The organism is Bradyrhizobium sp. AZCC 1721 (assembly GCF_036924715.1).
Lineage (GTDB): Bacteria > Pseudomonadota > Alphaproteobacteria > Rhizobiales > Xanthobacteraceae > Bradyrhizobium.
Map to the genome: position 1 here is coordinate 2,924,958 of NZ_JAZHSB010000001.1, position 17,344 is coordinate 2,942,301.

Here is a 17,344-nt window from a genome sequence, read left to right on the forward strand (position 1 = left end):
GTGACGGCCGGCGGCACATTGCCTTTCGGGCGGCTGGATGGCCGCCGCGCTTTCGTGTCCGGCGGGGCCAACGGCATCGGTGCGGCGATCGTGCGGAGTTTTGCCGGAGCTGGCGCCAAGGTCGTGATCGGCGATCTCGATGTGGCGAATGCGGCCGTACTGGCCGAGCAGGTGGGGGCCGTCGTGGCAAAACTCGACGTCAGCGATGCGGCTGCGGTCGCCGCGGTGGTCTCGCAGCACGGCCCGTTCGACATCGTCGTCAACAATGCCGGCGTCGACCAGCATGCCTTCTTCACCGACACCTCGCCGCAGGACTGGGCAAAGCTGATCGGCATCAATCTCGTCTCGGTTTTTGCCTGTACGCATGCCGCCCTGCCAGCGATGCAATCGGCTCGTTTTGGTCGCATCATCAACGTCACTTCGGAGGCCGCTCGCCTCGGCTCGAAAGGCGGCGCGGTTTATTCCGCGGCCAAGGGCGGCATCATCGCCTTCACCAGGAGCATCGCGCGCGAGAATGCGCGCTTTGGTATCACCGCGAATGCGATCGCGCCGGGCCCTATCCGTACGCCGATGCTGGAGCAGGCGGTCGCCAAAGGCGGCGACAAGCTGCTGGGTGCGATGACGGATGCGACACTGTTGCGCCGGCTCGGCGAGCCCGAGGAGGTTGCCGCCGCAGCATTGTTCCTCGCCTCCGACCAGGCGGCCTACATCACCGGCGAGACGATCGGCGTCTCCGGCGGCATGGGGATCAGCGCATGACGCGGGCCGGTGAACAGATCGCGATGGACCCGGTCGATCGCGCGATCGAACGCATCCGCGCCGTCTATCGGAGCTGGAATCGCGACACGCCGGTCGCGCAGATGCGCCGAGATTGGGACGCGGCCTTCGCCGAGAGTGTGCCTGGCATGTCTTGCGAGCCTGTTTCCATCGGCGGCACTCCCGGTGAGTGGATTGCTCCGGCAGGTGCGCCGCCGGACAAGACGATCCTGTATTTTCACGGCGGCGGATTTCGCATCGGATCGGTGACATCGCATCGCGGCCTGATCGCGCAAGTTGCCGGGGCGAGTGGCTGCCGCGTACTGGCGATCGACTATCGGCTCGCGCCCGAACACCGTTTTCCGGCGGCGCTCGAGGATGCGCTCGGCGCCTGGCGCTGGATGATCGACCATGGCCTCAAGCCGGCCGATATCGCCCTTGCCGGAGATTCTGCCGGCGGCAATCTCGTGCTCGCCGCGATGTGCAGCCTTCGCGACCGGGGTTTGTCGCTGCCGGCTGCAGCGGCGCTGATGTCGCCATGGACCGATCTTGCCGCAACCGGCGCCAGTTACGAAAGCCGTGCCGAAGCCGATCCGATTCACGAGCGCGCGATGATTCTTGCGCTCGCGAAGAACTATCTGGGGGAGCAGGGCGATCCGCGCGATCCGCTGGCCTCGCCGCTATATGCGGATCTCTCGGGGCTGCCGCCGCTCTTCATTCAGGTTGGCGACCGCGAGACGGTGCGCGATGATTCCACGACGCTGGCGGACAAGGCGAAGGCTGCCGGCGTCGATGTCGGGCTTGAAGTCTGGGACGGCATGATCCACGTCTTCCAGATGTTTTCCGAGATCCCGCAGGCAAGGCAGGCGATCGGGTTGGTCGCCAGGTTTTTGCGGCAGCATCTTCAACTCACGGCCGAAAGGACAGCACAATGAACGTCATGGCCGATCCCCGTACTTCGAACGAAGCTGAATTTCATTTCTCGGAGCAGCCCGATCTTTCTGAAGAACTGCGGATGCTGCGCGATCAGGTCCGCCGCTTTGTCGAGAAGGAAGTGGTGCCGCATGGCGAGCAATGGGAACGCGATGGAAAAATCCCGCGCGAGATCTTTCGCCGCATGGGCGCGCTCGGCTTCCTCGGCATGCGCCACGCGGCCGAATATGGCGGCAGTGATATGGGCCCGCTCGCCTCGATGGTGTTCGCCGAAGAACTCGGCCGCTCGAGCTTTGGCGGCTTCACCTCGTCGACCCTGGTCCACACCGACATGTCGGCGGTTCACATCACCCTGCGCGGCACGCCCGAGCAGAAGCAAAAATACCTGCCGGCGATCATCCGCGGCGAGACCATCTGCTCGATCGCCGTGACCGAGCCCGATGCGGGCTCGGACGTGGCTGGCCTGAAGACGCGCGCGCGGCGCGATGGCAATTACTGGGTGATCAACGGCTCAAAGATGTTCATCACCAACGCCGTCTACGGCGACATCATGATCGTCGCCGCGCGCACCGATCCCAACGCCAAGGGCAGCCGCGGCATTTCGCTGTTCATCGTCGAGCGCAACACGCCGGGCATCGCGGTGACGAAGCTCGACAAGCATGGCTGGCTTTGCTCCGACACCGCCGAAATCGCCTTCCAGGACGTCCGCATTCCCGCCGAAAATCTGCTGGGGGAGGAGAACCGCGGCTTCTACGGCATCATGGAGACGTTCCAGAACGAGCGCATCTGCATCGGCGGCATCTGCGCCGGCGAATGCGCCAAGGCAATCGAGCTGACGACAAATTATGTGAAGGCCCGGCAGGCCTTTGGCGGTCCGCTGTGGAACCAGCAGGGCGTGCGCCTGAAGCTGGCAATGCTGGCGACCAAGGCAGCGGCGGCGCGGGCGCTGGCCTATCACGCCGCCGAACTGGCCGAGGCGGGAAAGCCATGTGAGCGCGAAGTCTCGATGGTGAAGGCACTCTCGCCCGAGGTGCTGCATGAGGTCGTGCATGGCTGCCTTCAGCTCCACGGCGGCACCGGCTTCATGCGCGGCACGCCGATCGAGCGCATGGTGCGCGATGCCCGCGTGCTGACCATCGGCGGCGGCGCCACCGAGGTCATGCTCGAAGAGGTCGCCAAGCTGATGTAGCGCCGGAGGATCTTTGGTGATGGAAAGTGAGAAACCTGCTGATTTGGCACGTGCCCTCTACTCGGCACTTGCCACCGGCGACCGTGAGCAACTGGACCGGCTACTCCACCCGGAGTTCGTCGGCCGCACCGCCGAGGGGATGCCCTTCGGCATCGGCGGCCAGCACGATGGCCCGTCCGCGATGCGCAGCAACGGCTGGGGCGCGATCGCCCGCCACTTCGAAGCCCGTGCCGAGCCGGAGCGATTCCTTGATCTCGCCGATAGCCGCTTGCTGGTGACCGGCCGCTACCGCGGTTGCGGCAAGCACAATGGCGCACCTCTTGATGCTGCGTTCGCGCATCTGATCACGGTCGAAGCGGGGCGGATCCGAGCGCTCGAGCAATTCACCGATACGGCGCGCTGGCGTGACGCTGCTGGACCGTTGCGGACCGTGTTGCTCGATATCGCCGATGGCGTCGCTACCTTGCGCTTGAATCGGCCCGACCAGGGCAATGCGATCAATCCCGATATGGCCGACGATCTTCTGGAAGCGGCAACGCTGATTGCTGAAAACGCCAGCGTCCGTGCGGTTCTGATTGCCGGTATTGGACCGAACTTCACCGTTGGCGGCGATCTCGCCGTATTCGCAGGGACCAAGCGAGACGAGCTGCCGAACCGGCTGCGCCGCATGATCGACAGCTATCATCTGGCTATCGAGCGGTTGACCGGCATCGATGCCCCCGTCGTGGCCGCCGTGCGGGGTGGAGCCGGCGGTGGCGGCCTTGGCCTGCTCTATGCTGCCGACATCGTCGTGGCGGCTGACGATGCGCGGTTTGCGCTTGGCTACGGCGCGCTCGGGCTGACGGCCGACGGCGGCAACACGTGGTTCCTGCCTCGCATGGTAGGAATGCGGCGAGCACAAGAACTCTTCCTGCTCAACCGCCGTTTGACCGGGCAGGAGGCGCTCGAATTCGGACTGGTGTCGCGCCTCGTTGCCAGCGATGCCGTCGAAGCGGAGGCGGCCGGGCTTGCAATGCAACTCGCGGCGGGGCCGACGCTTGCCTACGGTGCGGTCCGCCGCATGCTGCGCCAGTCCTTCGAGACCGGCCTTTCGAACCAGCTCGATGCGGAAAAGGAGTCGATTGTCGCCGCGAGTTGCAGCGACGATGCCGGCGAGGGCATTGCCGCTTTTGTGGCGAAGCGGCGCCCGCAGTTTAAGGGCCGATAATCAATCAGGATCGACGGAGCCCCGAGGAAAGCATTGCATCCTTCGCCAGGGCTCCGCCGGTCGCTAGTTCACCGGCTTGAAGCTGAGCGTCGCAGTGTCCGTCTGCATGATCTGCAGCTTCTGGTTCGAGAAGCGCACGCCGGGACCGAAGCTGATCGGCGCCATCACGCCGGTCTCGACGTTTTTGGTCTTCTCGAGTTCGGCGATGGTGCAGGTCCAGGTCGGCTGCTTGCCGCAGCGTTCGATCGCCGCGATCAGCAGCTTTGCCGCGGCATAGCCGGTCATGGTGTAGCGGTTGATGCCCTTGAACTCGTTCTCCGACACCAGCGGCTTTGCCTTCTCCAAAAAGGCCTTGCCGGCAGCACTTGCGAACGGCTCGACATAGTCGACCGCATAGATGCCGTCGCCCGCCGGACCCATCAGCTTCAGCACCGGCTCGACGCGGCCGGGCCAGAAGATACCGGTCACCGGCTTCACGTTGAGCTTTTCCAGTTCCTTCATCATGGCGATGTTCTCGGCGATGATGCCGCCGGCCAGGAAGACGTCCGCGCCGGAGCCTTTCAGTTGCAGCATGTCGGACGAAAAGTCCTGCTGGCCCTTCTTGTAGTTGCCGCTGTAGACGACGTTGAGCTTCTTGGCCTTCACCACGGTGTCAAAACCGTCGCGCACGGTGATGCCGTAATCGTCGTCCTGCGTGATCAGGCCCCATTTCTTGCCGGGGTTCTTGTCGGCGAGATAGTTCACGAGATGGATGATGCCTTCCTCGTAGGACTGGCCGACCACGAACACGTTCTTGCGCGGCGGCTCCCACAGGAATTTCACCGGCGCGACGTCGATCACGGTCGGAATTCCCGCCTTTTCCAGCACCGGCATCACGGCAATGGATTGTCCGGAGCCGGAGATGCCGAGCAGGGCAAAGGCCTTGTCGACGTCGATGACCTTCTTGACGCCCTGGATGGTGCGGGCGGTGACGTAGCCGTCGTCCTCCAGCACATATTTGATCTTGCGGCCGTTGATGCCGCCGGCGTTGTTGGCCTCCGCGATCGCGATCTTGTGGCCGATCGAGGCGGCGACGCCGAGCAGCGCCGGCGGTCCGGTTAAGGGTTCGACGTCGCCGATCACGATCTCGGTGTCCGTTATTCCCTGTTCGGCGGCGAGCGCCCCGCTGCCGAACAATGCCCCGGCGAGCAACAGCGACGCGGTCGTCAGATATGCCTTCATTGTGTCCTCCCTCTGGTTTGTTGATTTTCCGGTCAGTAACGCAGCGGCCAGTGAACCCATGTCCGCCTTATGTCGTGCCAGGCGCCGACCAGGCCGCGCGGCTGGAAGCGCAGGAACAGGATGATGACGAGACCGTAGAGCATGCTCTTCAGTTCCTGTGCGCCGGTCGAGAACATCGCGTCCATCTGCGCGCTGAACAGGCTGAAGATCATGCGCGTGGCTTCCGGCAGCAGCACGATCAGCACGGTGCCGAGCACCGCGCCGAGCGCCGAGCCGAGGCCGCCGACGATCAGGATCGCCAGCGCCTCGATGCTGAGCAGGAACGGAAAGCCTTCGACGCTGACAAAGGAGAGGTAGATGCCGTACAGCGCCCCGGCGATGCCGGTGATGAAGGCGGAGGTGACAAAAGCGAGCAGCTTGTAGGCATGAAGGTTGATGCCCATGACGCGGGCGGCGGTGTCATTGTCGCGGATCGCCACAAAGGCGCGCCCGACACGGCTGCGGCGGATGTTGAGCGCGGCGAACAGCGTGACAAGGGCAAAGCCGAGGCAGAGATGGGTGAAGGCAGCATCACTGTCAAAGCTGATACCGAACAGTTCCGGGCGCTGCACGGCGATGCCGCGTGCGCCGTTGGTAAGCCAGCGTGCCTCCAGGATCACCGTATTGATGATGAAGGAGAACGCCAGCGTGGTGATGGCGAGATAAAGCCCCTTTAGCCGCAGCGACGGCGCGCCGACAATGAGGCTTGCGATTGCCGGCACGAGCCCGGCGCCGAGGAAGCCGGCTAGGGGCGGCATCTGGTATTTCGAGACCAAGATGGCGTAGGCGTAAGCGCCGGTGACGAGAAAGCCGACGTGGCCGAGCGAGATCAGCCCGGTATATCCGGTGAGGATGTTCAGCCCGAGCGCGCCGACGACGGTGATCAGGATGATCGTGACGAAAGAAAGGGCGTAGGAATTCAGAGCGTAGGGCGCGACGATGAGGGCCAGCACCAGCACGGCCGACCACAGCCAGACGGGAGGCGAATCGACCAGCGCGACCAGTTCGCCGTAGGTTTGCTTGTAATCGCCGGTGCGCATCGGCTAAACCCTTTCGATGTCGCGTTCGCCGAAAATGCCGAACGGGCGGATCATCAGCACCACGATGATCATCAGAAACCCCGCGACCTCCTTCATGCCGGAGCCGAGATAACCGCCGGCGAGATTTTCCGTGATGCCGATCAGGAGCCCGCCGATGCCGGATCCGAGCACGGCGTCGAGTCCGCCGAGGATGGTGGCGGGGAACGCCTTCAGGCCAAGTTGGAACATAGCGGGTGAAAGATCGTAGGAGATGGCGAAGAACACGCCGGCGATCCCTGCGATCACCGACGATGCGGCCCAGGCTGCCGCGTGCACGCGCGGCGCGCTGATGCCCATCAGAAGTGCGGTTCGATCATCGGCGGCGACCGCGCGCATGGCGACGCCGAACTTGCTGTAGCGGAAGAACGCCCAGATCGCGACAAGCATCAGGAGCAAGGTCGTGATGACGGCGATCTGGCCGGTGCGGACGCCGATGGTGCCGATGCGGACGATGTCCCGGCCGAAGCCGACATCGAGGCCGTGCGGATAGGCGTCCCAGATGAAATTGATCGATGAGCGCAGGATCACCGCGAGCCCGATCGTGACCATGACGGTGGCAAACACCGGCTCGCCCAGCATGGGGCGCATGACCACGCGCTCGATGACGAGCCCCAGCAGGATGGCGGCGATGATGGCGCCAATGGAAACCAGGAAGAGATTGCCGCCGACCGTGGTCGAGATGGTCCAGGCGATGTAGGCGGTGATCATGGTCATCTCGCCCTGGGCGAAATTGACGAGGCCGGTGGATTTGTAGATCACCGAAAATCCCATGGCGATCAGGCCGTAGATGGCGCCGATGGCAAGGCCGGAGATCAGGAGCTGCATCAGGTACTGCATCAGCCCTCCGCCGGATAAATGATGGCAAGCTCGCGCGCGAACTTCTTCTCGATCATGGCGCGCCGGACTTTTTGCGTCGCCGTGAGCTCGCCGTCGTCGTGGTCGAGCTCCTTTTCCAGGATGGCGAAGCGGCGGATGTTCTCGACCCGCGCAAAGCGCTTGTTGGTCTCGCCCACAATACGCTCGATCAGCGCGTGCACCTCGGGGAGCTGCGACAGCGATTTGTAGTTGGTGTAGGGCAGCGCCCTGTCGCGCGCCCAGCGGCCGATATTGTCGTAGTCGACCTGGACGATCGCGCCGAGATACTTCTTGGCCTCGCCGACCACGATGGCTTCCTTGACGAATTCGCTGTCCTTCAGTGCGTTCTCGATCTCCGACGGCGCGATGTTCTTGCCGCCGGCGGTGATGATGATCGCCTTTTTTCGGTCGATCACGGCGATCTCGCCGTTGTCGAGGACATCGATGATGTCGCCGGTGCGCAGCCAGCCGCCGGGTTCGAGCGAGGCGGTGGATGCCTTCTCGTCGAGGAAATAGCCTTTGAACACACCGGGATTCCTGAGCAGTATCTCGCCGTCGCTGTCCTGCTTCCATTCGGTGTGCGGCAGCGGCAAGCCGCAGCCGCCGAGCCGGTGATGGCTTTCGGTCTGGATGAAGGCGACGCCGCCGGATTCGGTGAGGCCATAGCCCTGCGACACCGGGCGCCCGATGATGTCGAAGAACCGCAGCGTCTCCGGCGAGATCGAAGCGCCGGCGCACAGCCGGTGGCGGCTGCGGGCAAACCCGAGATGGCGCTGGATGTTGCGGAACATCAGGAGGTACAGCGCTGCATAGGTCAAACGGTGCAGCCAGTTTTCCGATCCGTCCTGCCGGCGGTCCGACAGCTTGCGGCCCCAGGCCAGACAGGCATTGGTAAAACGCTGACGCAGCTTGCCGCTTTCGCCGAGCCGGAACAGAAAGCCCTGCTGCAGCTTTTCGTAGATCCGCGGCACGCCGACGAAGAAGGTCGGCGCGATCTCGCGGATATTGAGCGCCACCGTGTCGATCGATTCGGCAAAGCTGACGGTGCCGCCAAGGACAAGCTGCGTCACCGCCCCGTAGCAGCGCTCGGCGACGTGGCAGAGCGGCAGATAGCTCACCGCCTCAAACGGCTTGTCGGCGATGCCGACCGTCTCGGCATAGACATAGGCGGCGTAGATCAGGTTGCGGTGGGTGAGCATCGCGCCCTTGGGCGGACCGGTCGTCCCTGAGGTGTAGACGAGAATGCAGACGTCGTCGGGCGCACCTTGCGCGATCAGCCGGTCGAGCGTCGCATTGGCGTCAGGATTCTCGCGGGCAAAAGTGCGGCCGCGCTCGCAGAGCTGTTCGAACGACATCAGTTGCGATTGGCGGTAGTTGCGCAAGCCCTTGGTGTCGATGCAGACGATGGCTTCGAGTGCGGGCAGGCCGTCCTGATTGGCCAGCGCGTCGAGCACCTTGTCGGTCTGCTCCTGATCGCCGGTTATGACGGCGCGCGAGCCGGAATGGCGGACGATGTATTGCAGCTCGACCCAGGGGTTGGTCGGATAGATGCCGACCGCGACGGCGCCGATCATCTGGGTGCCGAGATCGGCATAGAACCATTCCGGCGTATTCTCGCCGGCGATCGCCACGCGGTCGCCGGGCTTGATGCCGAGCGACATCAGCCCCAGCGCGACCGCGCGCGCGGTCTCGTAATAGTGGTTCCACGAATAGGGATTCCAGATGCCGTATTCCTTTTCCCGCAGCGCCAGCCTGTCGCCGTGCAGGGCGGCGCGCTGGCGCAGCAATTGCGGAATGGTGATGGCGGCTTCCCGGAGTGCCGCGCGGAGCTGGCTGGAGTCGGACGATGGCGCCGCGGTCTTCGTGGCCGCTTGCAGCGATGGGTGCATCGTTCGCATGGTGTCCAGCGTCGACATCAGGCGTTCACCTTGTCCTGCGCCTCGGCGCGGTGGCCGCCGAGATAGGCTTCCGCTACGGCCGGGCTCTGCCTCACTTCGGCGGGCGTGCCCTCGGCGATCTTGCGGCCGAAATTGAGCACGTGGACGCGGTCGGAGATGTCCATCACGATCCGCATTTCGTGCTCGATCATCAGCACGGTGATGTCGAGTTCGTCGCGGATATCGAGCACGAAACGCGCGATATCCTCGGTCTCTTCCTGGTTCATGCCGGAAACCATTTCGTCGAGCAGCAGCAGTTTTGGCTCGCAAGCCAGCGCACGCGCCAGTTCGACGCGCTTCTGCTGGCCGTACGACAGCGTGCCGACCACGGAATCGCGGATGTGCTCGATCTCGAGGAATTCGATGATGTGCTCCACTTTCTGCCGCGCATCGATCTCCTCGCGCCGGGTGCGGCCGAAGTGCAGCACGGCGTCGAGCACGCCGGAGCGCAAATGGGTGTGGCGGCCGGTCAGGACGTTCTCGACCACGGTGCCGTGCTTGAACAGCGCCAGATTCTGGAACGTGCGGCCGATGCCGATGGCGGCGAAGCGCCAGGGCGAGATGGTCGAAAGGTTGATGCCGTCGAACACGATGCGGCCGCCGCTCGGCCGCAGGACGCCCGATATCATGTTGAATAGCGTGGTCTTGCCGGCGCCGTTCGGGCCGATCACGCTGCATATCTCTCCGGCGGCGACATCGAGGCTGACATCGGCGACGGCCTGCAGCCCGCCAAAGCGCTTGCTGAGATTTTCGGCCTTGAGCAGCGAAGTCACGACAGCCACCTCTTGCGCCGCTTGTAGTGTTTGACGTCGCGCAGGCTCTTGCGGCCGGAGGAGGAGACGCCGAGATAGAATTCGCGAACATCTTCGTTGGCGGCAAGCTTTTGCGCCGGGCCATCCAGCACGACGCGCCCGGTTTCCAGGATGTAGGCGTAGTCGGCGATATCGAGCGCACGCTGCGCGTTCTGCTCGACCAGCAGCACCGTCATCTTCATCTCGCTGCGCAGGCGGACGATCACCTCATAGATGCGGTCGATGATGAGCGGCGCGAGCCCCAGCGACGGCTCGTCGAGCGCCAGCAGGACCGGATCGGTCATCAGCGCGCGGCCGATCGCCAGCATCTGCTGCTCGCCGCCGGACATGTAGCCCGCGATCTGGTCGCGGCGTTCGAACAGGCGGGGAAACAGCGCGAACACCTTGTCGCGGCGCTCGCGCGCCTCGGCCTTGGTCCTTGTATAGCCGCCCATCTGCAGGTTTTCCTCGATGGTCAGCGCGGGAAACACGCGCCGCCCCTCGGGCACCTGCACGATGCCGCGCCGCACTAGCTCGTCGGGGGGGAGGCGGTGCACCTCGTCGTTGCGGAAGCGGATCGCGCCGTTCTCGATGGCGCCTTCCTCGGTGTAGAGGATGCCCGACATCGCCTTCAGAAGCGTCGATTTCCCGGCGCCGTTGGAGCCGAGCAGGGCGACGATGCCGCCCTCGGGGACGGCGATCGACACGTCGCGGATCGCCTCGATCGCGTTGTCGTAGACGATGCGGATGTTGCGGAACTCGAGCAGGGCGGATTTCCCGCGTGCTGTTTCGCCGCCCGTCGCGCCGGTCTGCGTCGTAAGGGTCATCGCAGCGGTCTCAACCGGCGAGCGGCACGCGCGGCCGCCGGGCGAGGATCGCATCGGTGACCAGCTTGGCCGTCTCTGCGCAGGCCTGTGTGCCGCCATTGCCGTATTGCTTGACGGCATCGCCGACGCACCAGAGGCCGTCGATCCCGGTCTCGCGCGGAAGATCATAACCAGCGCAGCTTCGTTGCGCCGGCCAGTCGTCGCGCATCACGCGGATCGACAGGATTTTTGCCTTGTCGAAATTCGCAAACTGCTCGCGCAAGTCCTCCAGCGCCAGCGCGGTTTCTGCTTCCGAGTCGAAGTCGCCGAGCGCCGGGACAGGCACGGCATAAGCGACATAAAGATGCCAGCCGGCCGGCGCCAGTTCAGGGCAGGTCGCGGTGAGGTTCGCCATGTTGCAGAGCCGGCGCGTCTTGCCGAAAGTGACGATGCCGGGATGGGCGATCAGCGGTTCGCGGCTGGCGATATTGATGACGATATTGGCCGCAGGGCGCAGATCCCTGCGCACGCGTTCGACATAATCAGGCGGAAACGCCGCCTCGCCGCCGAGCGCGACGGTTGTCTTCGGGCCGGCATTGCTGATGACGAGGTCGGTATCGATCCGGATTTCCCGGCCATCCCGCATCACGCTGACGCCCTCGACACGGCCGCCGCTGCTGTGAATCTTCACCGCCGGCGTCTCGAGCCAGATGTCGCCATTGCGCCTGATCACCGAGGCCAGCGAATTCCAGACTCCGATCGTTCCCTGCGGACAAAAACCGAAGCGCTTGAACGCGCCCTTGCTGGTGAAGTAGGTGAGGAAGGCGCGGGCCGGCAGTTCGGCCGCGTTGCAGGCGAAGATCGCCGCACAGAGGTTGCGGAACAGGGCGTGCACGGTGGCATTGCTGGTGTAGCCCTTCAGCCAGTCCTCGGTCGATTGGCGCCCATCCGGCAGGTTGCCGGAGCGGGCGTCGGCGAATTTTTCCAGGATGCGTGAAGCCTGCTTGGTGAGTTGTCCAAGCAGCAGCGACCAGCCGCCGCGGCCGACATCGATCAGCTTGCCGTCGATCAGGAACGAACTGGCCGGTTCAGGCGCGCGGATATCGAGGGGCGCGCCGACCGTGTGAAATGTTTCCTCGAACACGCCGCCGAATTCGATGGCGATCGCGCCGATATTAACCTTGAAGCCGTCGATTTCTTCCGTGGAGGCGCGGCCGCCGATCCGCGCTCTTGTCGTCGACGACGATGGTGCGCAGCCCCGCATGGACCAGCCGTGCCGCGGCGCAAAGCCCGCCGGCGCCGGCACCGATCACGACAGCATCCGCCCGTTGCTGGGTCACAGAAATTCCCTCCCGAGAGCCGCGGCCGCCGGTTTTCCCGGCGTGTCCGGCTTGTCTGACGGGAAGGCATGATATTATAATCCGACCGGCCGTTCAAATAATTTTTTGAGGCGTCTAGAATGACAGGACTGCCCAGGTCGACCGCGGCGGGCGCCTGGGCGGTATGATAGTGAAGGGCGAGAAGGGGATTCGGACCGCCGTTCCGCGGCGGCCGGTTATGAGAGGCTCGCATGGCGCGGACGCGCTCTGAAAATTACGACGACATCCAGGGCGGCATTCTGAACGCGGCCTGCACGCTGTTTGCGCAGCAGGGATACATGCGCGCCTCGATTGCCGATCTGGCGGATGCCTGCCGGCTCTCGCGCGGCGCGCTGTATCACTACTTCGATTCCAAGGAAGCGATCCTGTTCGCCATCCTGGACGCGCATGTCCGCCAGATGATCGCCGATGTCGAAGAAGCAATGGCACGCCAGTCGACCAATCTCGACCGGTTCCGCGCCGCGATCCGCGCCATCGTCGAACTCAACGCGCGCTCAACCAACGAGCAGCGCCTAATCCTGAACGATCTGGCGTTCCTTGCCGAAGCCGAGCAAAAGGCCATCAAGACGTTAGAGCGGCAACTGGTCGATACGGTTTCGGACTTGCTGATCCGGCTTGATACCGAAGGCAAAATCGTCAAGCGATCGAAGCGCGTCTACACCATGATGCTGTTCGGCATACTCAACTTCAGCCACACCTGGTACGATCCCAAGGGCGACATCGCGCCGCAGGAATTTGCCGACATGGTGGTGGACCAGTTTTTGTACGGCTTCATCGTGCCAGCAGCAAAGACTGCTGCTCAGCGCAGGCAACGAGCCTGAGACTGAGTGGCCTGCCAATCTTCAGCTCGCGCCGAGCGCGCAACTTCCGATCCGCTAGTTCGTCATTTTTCTCGCTGCGCTTCCCAATTATACGACCAGGCATAAGCAAGCCTTTCTCAAACCTGTGTTGTTGGCTGTCGCAAAGGGGCGCAGGACTATCGCGCAGGAAGAGTTGGCTATAGGGACTGTCAAAGCGCCAAAGCCAGCTCGGTTGTCCGCCGATATGAAAACAAAGCTCCTATAATAGTGAGCATCGCGATGTAGCGAACCACCGACTCGAACCCCCGACACTCAAATGAAACCGCTTGAATGGGGCGGGGCTAACTCCCGAGAGTGATGGTTAGGTTGGCGACTTTGCTGACCCGTGATTTACTCGACGCCGGTTATTCATAGCGAGAATGCAAACGTCCGGCCCGCAGCGCGCAAGTTTTCTTACTCTATCATCGCCAGCACTACGACGGTGGTCCTGAAGCACTGGGCTTCGGGAGAGGGGCAAGCTATTTGCGGCCGAACTGGATGGGTTTTGATCAGGAGGGTACGAACTAGCGCGGTACTGCACGGCCTCATTCGGTACTGCAAAGCTGTACCGGGCGAAGCGCAGCATCGCAAAATTGACGAACGCGAATCGGTCTAAGGGCTTGAAATGAAAGGAAAATGCCTCAACTGTCAGCTTGAACTATTTGTCGGCCCAAAAATCAACTGCACCGAATGAGACAATAAAGCGAAATAACATCAACATGTTAGCGCACCGATTTTGCATTGCCCCGATGATGGATTGGACTGACCGGCATTGCCGCGTGTTCCACCGTCTGATGAGCCGGCGCGCGCGGCTTTATACGGAGATGCTGACGACCGGCGCCATTATTCATGGCGACCGGAGGCGGCTGCTCGGCTTCGACCGAAGTGAGCATCCGGTGGCGCTGCAGCTCGGTGGTTCCGTTCCGCATGATCTCGCTACCGCTGCGCGGATCGGCGAGGATTTTGGCTACGACGAAATCAATCTCAATGTCGGCTGTCCGTCCGACCGCGTGAAGGATGGCCGCTTCGGGGCCTGCCTGATGGCGGAGCCGGCGCTGGTCGCTGAGGGCGTGGTTGCCATGAAGCGCGCGGTCAGGATTCCGGTCACAGTGAAATGCCGGATCGGCATCGACGACCAGGACCCGGAAGTGGCGCTCGACGTGCTGGCGCGCGGCGTGGTTGCGGCCGGCGCGGACGCGCTGATCGTCCATGCCCGCAAGGCCTGGCTCAACGGATTGTCGCCGAAGGAAAACCGCGACATCCCGCCGCTCGATTACGACAGGGTTTATCGACTCAAGGCCGCGCTGCCGGGTGTGCCGATTATCATCAATGGCGGCGTCGGCAGTATTGCCGAGGCGAAGCGGCACCTCGACCATGTCGACGGCGTGATGCTGGGGCGGGCGGCCTATCAGGAGCCGTGGCGCCTACTCGACGTCGATCCGGAATTGTTCGGCGAGGCGGCACCTCACGCGACGATGAAGGACGTCTTCGAAGCGATGTTGCCTTATATCGAAGGCCAGTTGGCCCAAGGAGCAAAGCTGCATTCGATGACGCGGCATTTCGTCGGCGCGTTTCACGGCGTGCCCGGCGCGCGCGCCTTTCGTCGCCATCTGGCGGAGAGGGGCACCAGGCCGGGCGCCGGCGTCGACGTGCTGCGCGATGCGGTCGCATTGATCGAGGATCGCGCGGCGGAGCCGGTCGCGGCGTAAAGCTTAGGCGGCGCGCTCGGCGACGCGGCGCGTTTCGGAATCCGCCTTCTGGCCGAAATCGTAGTTCAGCATGTCGACGTCCAGCCCAGAGGGATCATTGGGCGGTTGGTGGGGCGTCGCCGCGCCAGGCGCGCGTGATCAATTCGCGGATCGCCTCTCGCTCGATCGGGCGCGGATTCCAGTACGGATTCTTCACCGCGAGGTCGGCGGCCTGATCGATGCCGCTCTCGGGCATGCCGATCTCGCGCAGCGACAGCGGCGCGGCAAGCTTTCGCGCCAGATCGTGGAGGCCGAGCGCTGGGTCGCTGACGCCAAGCGCTGTGGCGATGCGTGTCATCGCCTCAGGTGCGGCCGGTGCATTGTAGGCGAGGGCATGCGGGAGAATGACCGTGTGGGTCTCCGCGTGCGGCAGATTGAACAGCCCGCCCAGCGTATGGCAGAGCTTGTGGTGCAGCGCCATGCCGACCGCCCCGAGGCAGACGCCGCAGAGCCAGGCGCCATAGAGCGCGTCGGTGCGCGCGACCCTGTCGCTCGGCTCAGCGCAGATTTTCGGCAGCGCCCGCGCCAGCGTGCCGATGCCTTCCTGCGCCATCAGCGATATGATGGGGTTGCGATCGCGCGCGTAGAGCGCCTCGACCGCGTGCGCGATGGCGTTGACGCCCGATGTCGCCGATAGTTTTGCCGGCATCGTCATGGTGAGATCGACGTCGTAGATCACGATCTCGGGGAGGATCTTCGGGCTCGACTGGGTGGTCTTGATCCCGCCGCTGGTCTGGCCGACCACCGGCGTCATCTCCGAGCCGGCGTAACTGGTGGGCAGCACGATCTGCGGCAGATCGGTGCGCAAGGCGATAGCCTTGCCGAGGCCGGTGGTCGAACCGCCGCCGATCGCGATGACGCCATCGGCCTCGATCTCGCGCACGACTTCCATCGCCTGTTCCGTCACCTCGACGGGCGTATGCATGACCGCTCCGGTGAAGACGCCGGCCAAGCGCTCGCCGATCATCTCCCGGATGCCGGCGACCAGATCTTTCTGCCGCGGGGTCGCCAGCACGAGGGCGCGGGTAACGCCGAGGCGGGACAATTCATCAGGCAATTGACGCAGCGTGCCGGTGCCGAACACCACCCGCATCGGTGCGCTCTGGTAGACGAAGTCTTGCATGGTTGCTCCTTGCGGACGAATGACCGGCTCCAGGATCAGGCCACCCCGGAGCCGGACTTCCGGCTCAAGAGGCAGGCTGTGCAACCTTGCGCAAGCCGGCGCCTCTTCAAGGCTGCTTGCGGGTGCGCTCGCCGGCCGCCTGGCCAGCAAGATAATCATCCCGGCGGCAATCGCGGAGACGCCGATCGACAGGAACATCGGTGTCGGGCTCTGGTAATATTGCTGAAGCGCACCAGCCACGAACGGGCCGAGGATGGCGCCGACGCGGGCGACCCCGAGCTCCATTCCGACAGCAGTGGCGCGCACGCCGGTCTCATAGGAAGCCGCAGTGAAATTGTTCAGCACGAACTGTGCGCCGATGATGAAGAAGCCGGCGGCGGCGACCGAGGTGATGTTGACGATGTGGACGTTCAGTACCACGAGCGACAACACGGCGAGGCCGCCAAAGGCCCACCAGGTCGCGATCAGCCCGCGGCTATAGCCGGACCGGTCGACGAGGTGGCCAAGCACAAGGCCGCCGACGAACGACATGATCTGCATCAGCGCGCCGAAGCCGAAGCTTGCGGCAAAGGTTTCTCCACGCTGCATCATCACCGTCGGAATCCATCCCGAAAGGCCGAAGATGCAGAACAGGCTGAGGAAGGCCGAGGCCCAGATCGCAAATGTGGTCCGTCGATATTTCGACTGCAGCAGCACTGCCACTGAATTGACCGGCTTCTCCGCTTGTCCGATGACAATTTCAGCCAACTTGTAGGCGCTGGCGCGCTCGGGCCGAAGCTTCGTCAGCATGTCGCGGATTTCATCGGTACGGCCCTGGAGTGCGAGGAATTTTGGCGATTCCGGCAGCATCATGTGCATGAACGGCAAGAGCAGGAACGACAGCGAGCCGATCCAGTACAGCGACGTCCAACCGAACACCGGGGTTGCAAACACGCCGGCGACACCGGCGAGGGTGCCGCCAAGCGCCCAGCCAAGTGCGACGCCCCACAGCGCAAACGTGTTCGCCACGCGCCGCGGCGCCAGCTCGTTGATGTAGGTGGTCGCGAGCGGCAGCAGCACGCCGAGGCCGATGCCGGTCAGGAGCCGCAGGATGCAGAAGGAGAGGAACGAGTCCGCCGAAGTCGCGGTGAGCAGCGTGAAGATACTGGTGATCCACAAGCCGCCGAGCAGGGTGCCGCGGCGGCCGAGCCGGTCGGCAATGATGCCGTGGATGGCGGCCCCGAGCAGGAATCCAACCAGGCCGCTGGAAATCAACAGTCCCGCCTGGCCGGCCTGCAGCCCCCAAGGCTTTGCGACGTAGTGAATGACGTAAGCCGGGTTGAACGTGTCATATCCGTCAAACAGTGTTAGCAGTCCCATGATGGCGCCGAGGCGCCAGTGAAATTTTCCTACCTTTGCTTCGGCGAGTTCTTCGTGAAGATCGATTGCCTGCGCGGCCATGG

The 17,344-nt window shown here is 63.8% G+C and carries 14 protein-coding genes and 2 pseudogenes; 6 read left to right on the forward strand and 10 right to left on the reverse strand.

Going from position 1 to position 17,344, the window contains the following annotated elements; all coding sequences use genetic code 11:
• From V1273_RS13780 to V1273_RS13795, 4 genes are read left to right on the forward strand one after another with little or no spacing between them, the layout of a single operon-like run.
• A complete protein-coding gene (locus tag V1273_RS13780; RefSeq protein WP_334409942.1) occupies window positions 1–759 on the forward strand; it encodes an SDR family NAD(P)-dependent oxidoreductase in 759 nt (252 codons plus the stop codon).
• Window positions 756–1,691 carry an alpha/beta hydrolase gene (locus V1273_RS13785; protein WP_334409943.1) on the forward strand — a complete coding sequence of 312 codons (936 nt, stop codon included), beginning with the start codon at window positions 756–758 and terminating at the stop codon, window positions 1,689–1,691. Before V1273_RS13780 ends, V1273_RS13785 begins: the two co-directional genes overlap by 4 nt.
• Window positions 1,688–2,878 (forward strand): acyl-CoA dehydrogenase family protein, encoded by a 1,191-nt coding sequence (locus tag V1273_RS13790; protein ID WP_334382728.1) that lies wholly within the window; start codon window positions 1,688–1,690, stop codon window positions 2,876–2,878. The genes V1273_RS13785 and V1273_RS13790 overlap by 4 nt, the downstream gene beginning before the upstream one ends.
• Before the next feature lie 19 nt (window positions 2,879–2,897).
• A complete protein-coding gene (locus V1273_RS13795) occupies window positions 2,898–4,085 on the forward strand; it encodes an enoyl-CoA hydratase-related protein (protein WP_334409944.1) in 1,188 nt (395 codons plus the stop codon).
• Window positions 4,086–4,148: 63 nt separating this feature from the next.
• Here V1273_RS13795 and V1273_RS13800 read toward each other — a convergent pair whose 3' ends face one another.
• The 8 genes and pseudogenes from V1273_RS13800 to V1273_RS34025 all read right to left on the reverse strand — a co-directional run.
• Complete coding sequence (locus V1273_RS13800) at window positions 4,149–5,306, reverse strand: ABC transporter substrate-binding protein (RefSeq protein WP_334409945.1); 1,158 nt, start codon at window positions 5,304–5,306, stop codon at window positions 4,149–4,151.
• 32 nt (window positions 5,307–5,338) lie between these two features.
• Window positions 5,339–6,385: a branched-chain amino acid ABC transporter permease gene (locus V1273_RS13805; protein ID WP_334409946.1), complete on the reverse strand. Its 1,047-nt coding sequence runs from the start codon at window positions 6,383–6,385 to the stop codon at window positions 5,339–5,341.
• A gap of 3 nt (window positions 6,386–6,388) precedes the next feature.
• Window positions 6,389–7,261, reverse strand: a complete 873-nt coding sequence (locus V1273_RS13810; protein WP_334409948.1) for a branched-chain amino acid ABC transporter permease — start codon at window positions 7,259–7,261, stop codon at window positions 6,389–6,391.
• Window positions 7,261–9,195, reverse strand: coding sequence for an AMP-dependent synthetase/ligase (locus V1273_RS13815; RefSeq protein ID WP_334409950.1), 1,935 nt, complete (start codon window positions 9,193–9,195; stop codon window positions 7,261–7,263). The genes V1273_RS13810 and V1273_RS13815 overlap by 1 nt, the downstream gene beginning before the upstream one ends.
• Window positions 9,195–9,989, reverse strand: a complete 795-nt coding sequence (locus V1273_RS13820; RefSeq protein WP_334382721.1) for an ABC transporter ATP-binding protein — start codon at window positions 9,987–9,989, stop codon at window positions 9,195–9,197. The genes V1273_RS13815 and V1273_RS13820 overlap by 1 nt, the downstream gene beginning before the upstream one ends.
• A complete protein-coding gene (locus V1273_RS13825) occupies window positions 9,986–10,834 on the reverse strand; it encodes an ABC transporter ATP-binding protein (protein WP_334409951.1) in 849 nt (282 codons plus the stop codon). Before V1273_RS13825 ends, V1273_RS13820 begins: the two co-directional genes overlap by 4 nt.
• Before the next feature lie 10 nt (window positions 10,835–10,844).
• On the reverse strand, window positions 10,845–12,077 hold the full coding sequence (locus tag V1273_RS13830) for a phytoene desaturase family protein (protein WP_334409952.1): 1,233 nt from the start codon (window positions 12,075–12,077) through the stop codon (window positions 10,845–10,847).
• A gap of 4 nt (window positions 12,078–12,081) precedes the next feature.
• Window positions 12,082–12,153, reverse strand: a pseudogene (locus V1273_RS34025) (hypothetical protein); the annotation flags it as partial.
• Window positions 12,154–12,383: 230 nt separating this feature from the next.
• Between V1273_RS34025 and V1273_RS13835 the strand changes: the two are divergent.
• Both V1273_RS13835 and dusA read left to right on the forward strand, forming a co-directional pair.
• Window positions 12,384–13,013 carry a TetR/AcrR family transcriptional regulator gene (locus V1273_RS13835; RefSeq protein ID WP_334409953.1) on the forward strand — a complete coding sequence of 210 codons (630 nt, stop codon included), beginning with the start codon at window positions 12,384–12,386 and terminating at the stop codon, window positions 13,011–13,013.
• A gap of 737 nt (window positions 13,014–13,750) precedes the next feature.
• Window positions 13,751–14,740: a tRNA dihydrouridine(20/20a) synthase DusA gene (dusA, locus tag V1273_RS13840; RefSeq protein ID WP_334368164.1), complete on the forward strand. Its 990-nt coding sequence runs from the start codon at window positions 13,751–13,753 to the stop codon at window positions 14,738–14,740.
• Between the two features lie 94 nt (window positions 14,741–14,834).
• Here the strand turns inward: dusA and V1273_RS13845 are convergent, their stop codons facing one another.
• Complete coding sequence (locus V1273_RS13845; protein WP_334412209.1) at window positions 14,835–15,902, reverse strand: maleylacetate reductase; 1,068 nt, start codon at window positions 15,900–15,902, stop codon at window positions 14,835–14,837.
• Window positions 15,903–16,103: 201 nt separating this feature from the next.
• Window positions 16,104–17,342, reverse strand: a pseudogene (locus V1273_RS13850) (MFS transporter); the annotation flags it as partial.
• Window positions 17,343–17,344 lie beyond the last annotated feature (2 nt).

What these genes read in the sequence shown, in the direction of transcription:
- V1273_RS13815 (WP_334409950.1), bottom strand. Translation starts at nt 9,195, where the DNA reads ATGTCGACGCTGGACACCATGCGAACGATGCACCCATCGCTGCAAGCG.
- dusA (WP_334368164.1), top strand. Translation starts at nt 13,751, where the DNA reads ATGTTAGCGCACCGATTTTGCATTGCCCCGATGATGGATTGGACTGAC.
- V1273_RS13790 (WP_334382728.1), top strand. Translation starts at nt 1,688, where the DNA reads ATGAACGTCATGGCCGATCCCCGTACTTCGAACGAAGCTGAATTTCAT.
- V1273_RS13830 (WP_334409952.1), bottom strand. Translation starts at nt 12,077, where the DNA reads ATGCGGGGCTGCGCACCATCGTCGTCGACGACAAGAGCGCGGATCGGC.
- V1273_RS13785 (WP_334409943.1), top strand. Translation starts at nt 756, where the DNA reads ATGACGCGGGCCGGTGAACAGATCGCGATGGACCCGGTCGATCGCGCG.
- V1273_RS13845 (WP_334412209.1), bottom strand. Translation starts at nt 15,902, where the DNA reads ATGCAAGACTTCGTCTACCAGAGCGCACCGATGCGGGTGGTGTTCGGC.
- V1273_RS13835 (WP_334409953.1), top strand. Translation starts at nt 12,384, where the DNA reads ATGGCGCGGACGCGCTCTGAAAATTACGACGACATCCAGGGCGGCATT.
- V1273_RS13810 (WP_334409948.1), bottom strand. Translation starts at nt 7,261, where the DNA reads ATGCAGTACCTGATGCAGCTCCTGATCTCCGGCCTTGCCATCGGCGCC.
- V1273_RS13805 (WP_334409946.1), bottom strand. Translation starts at nt 6,385, where the DNA reads ATGCGCACCGGCGATTACAAGCAAACCTACGGCGAACTGGTCGCGCTG.
- V1273_RS13795 (WP_334409944.1), top strand. Translation starts at nt 2,898, where the DNA reads ATGGAAAGTGAGAAACCTGCTGATTTGGCACGTGCCCTCTACTCGGCA.
- V1273_RS13800 (WP_334409945.1), bottom strand. Translation starts at nt 5,306, where the DNA reads ATGAAGGCATATCTGACGACCGCGTCGCTGTTGCTCGCCGGGGCATTG.
- V1273_RS13825 (WP_334409951.1), bottom strand. Translation starts at nt 10,834, where the DNA reads ATGACCCTTACGACGCAGACCGGCGCGACGGGCGGCGAAACAGCACGC.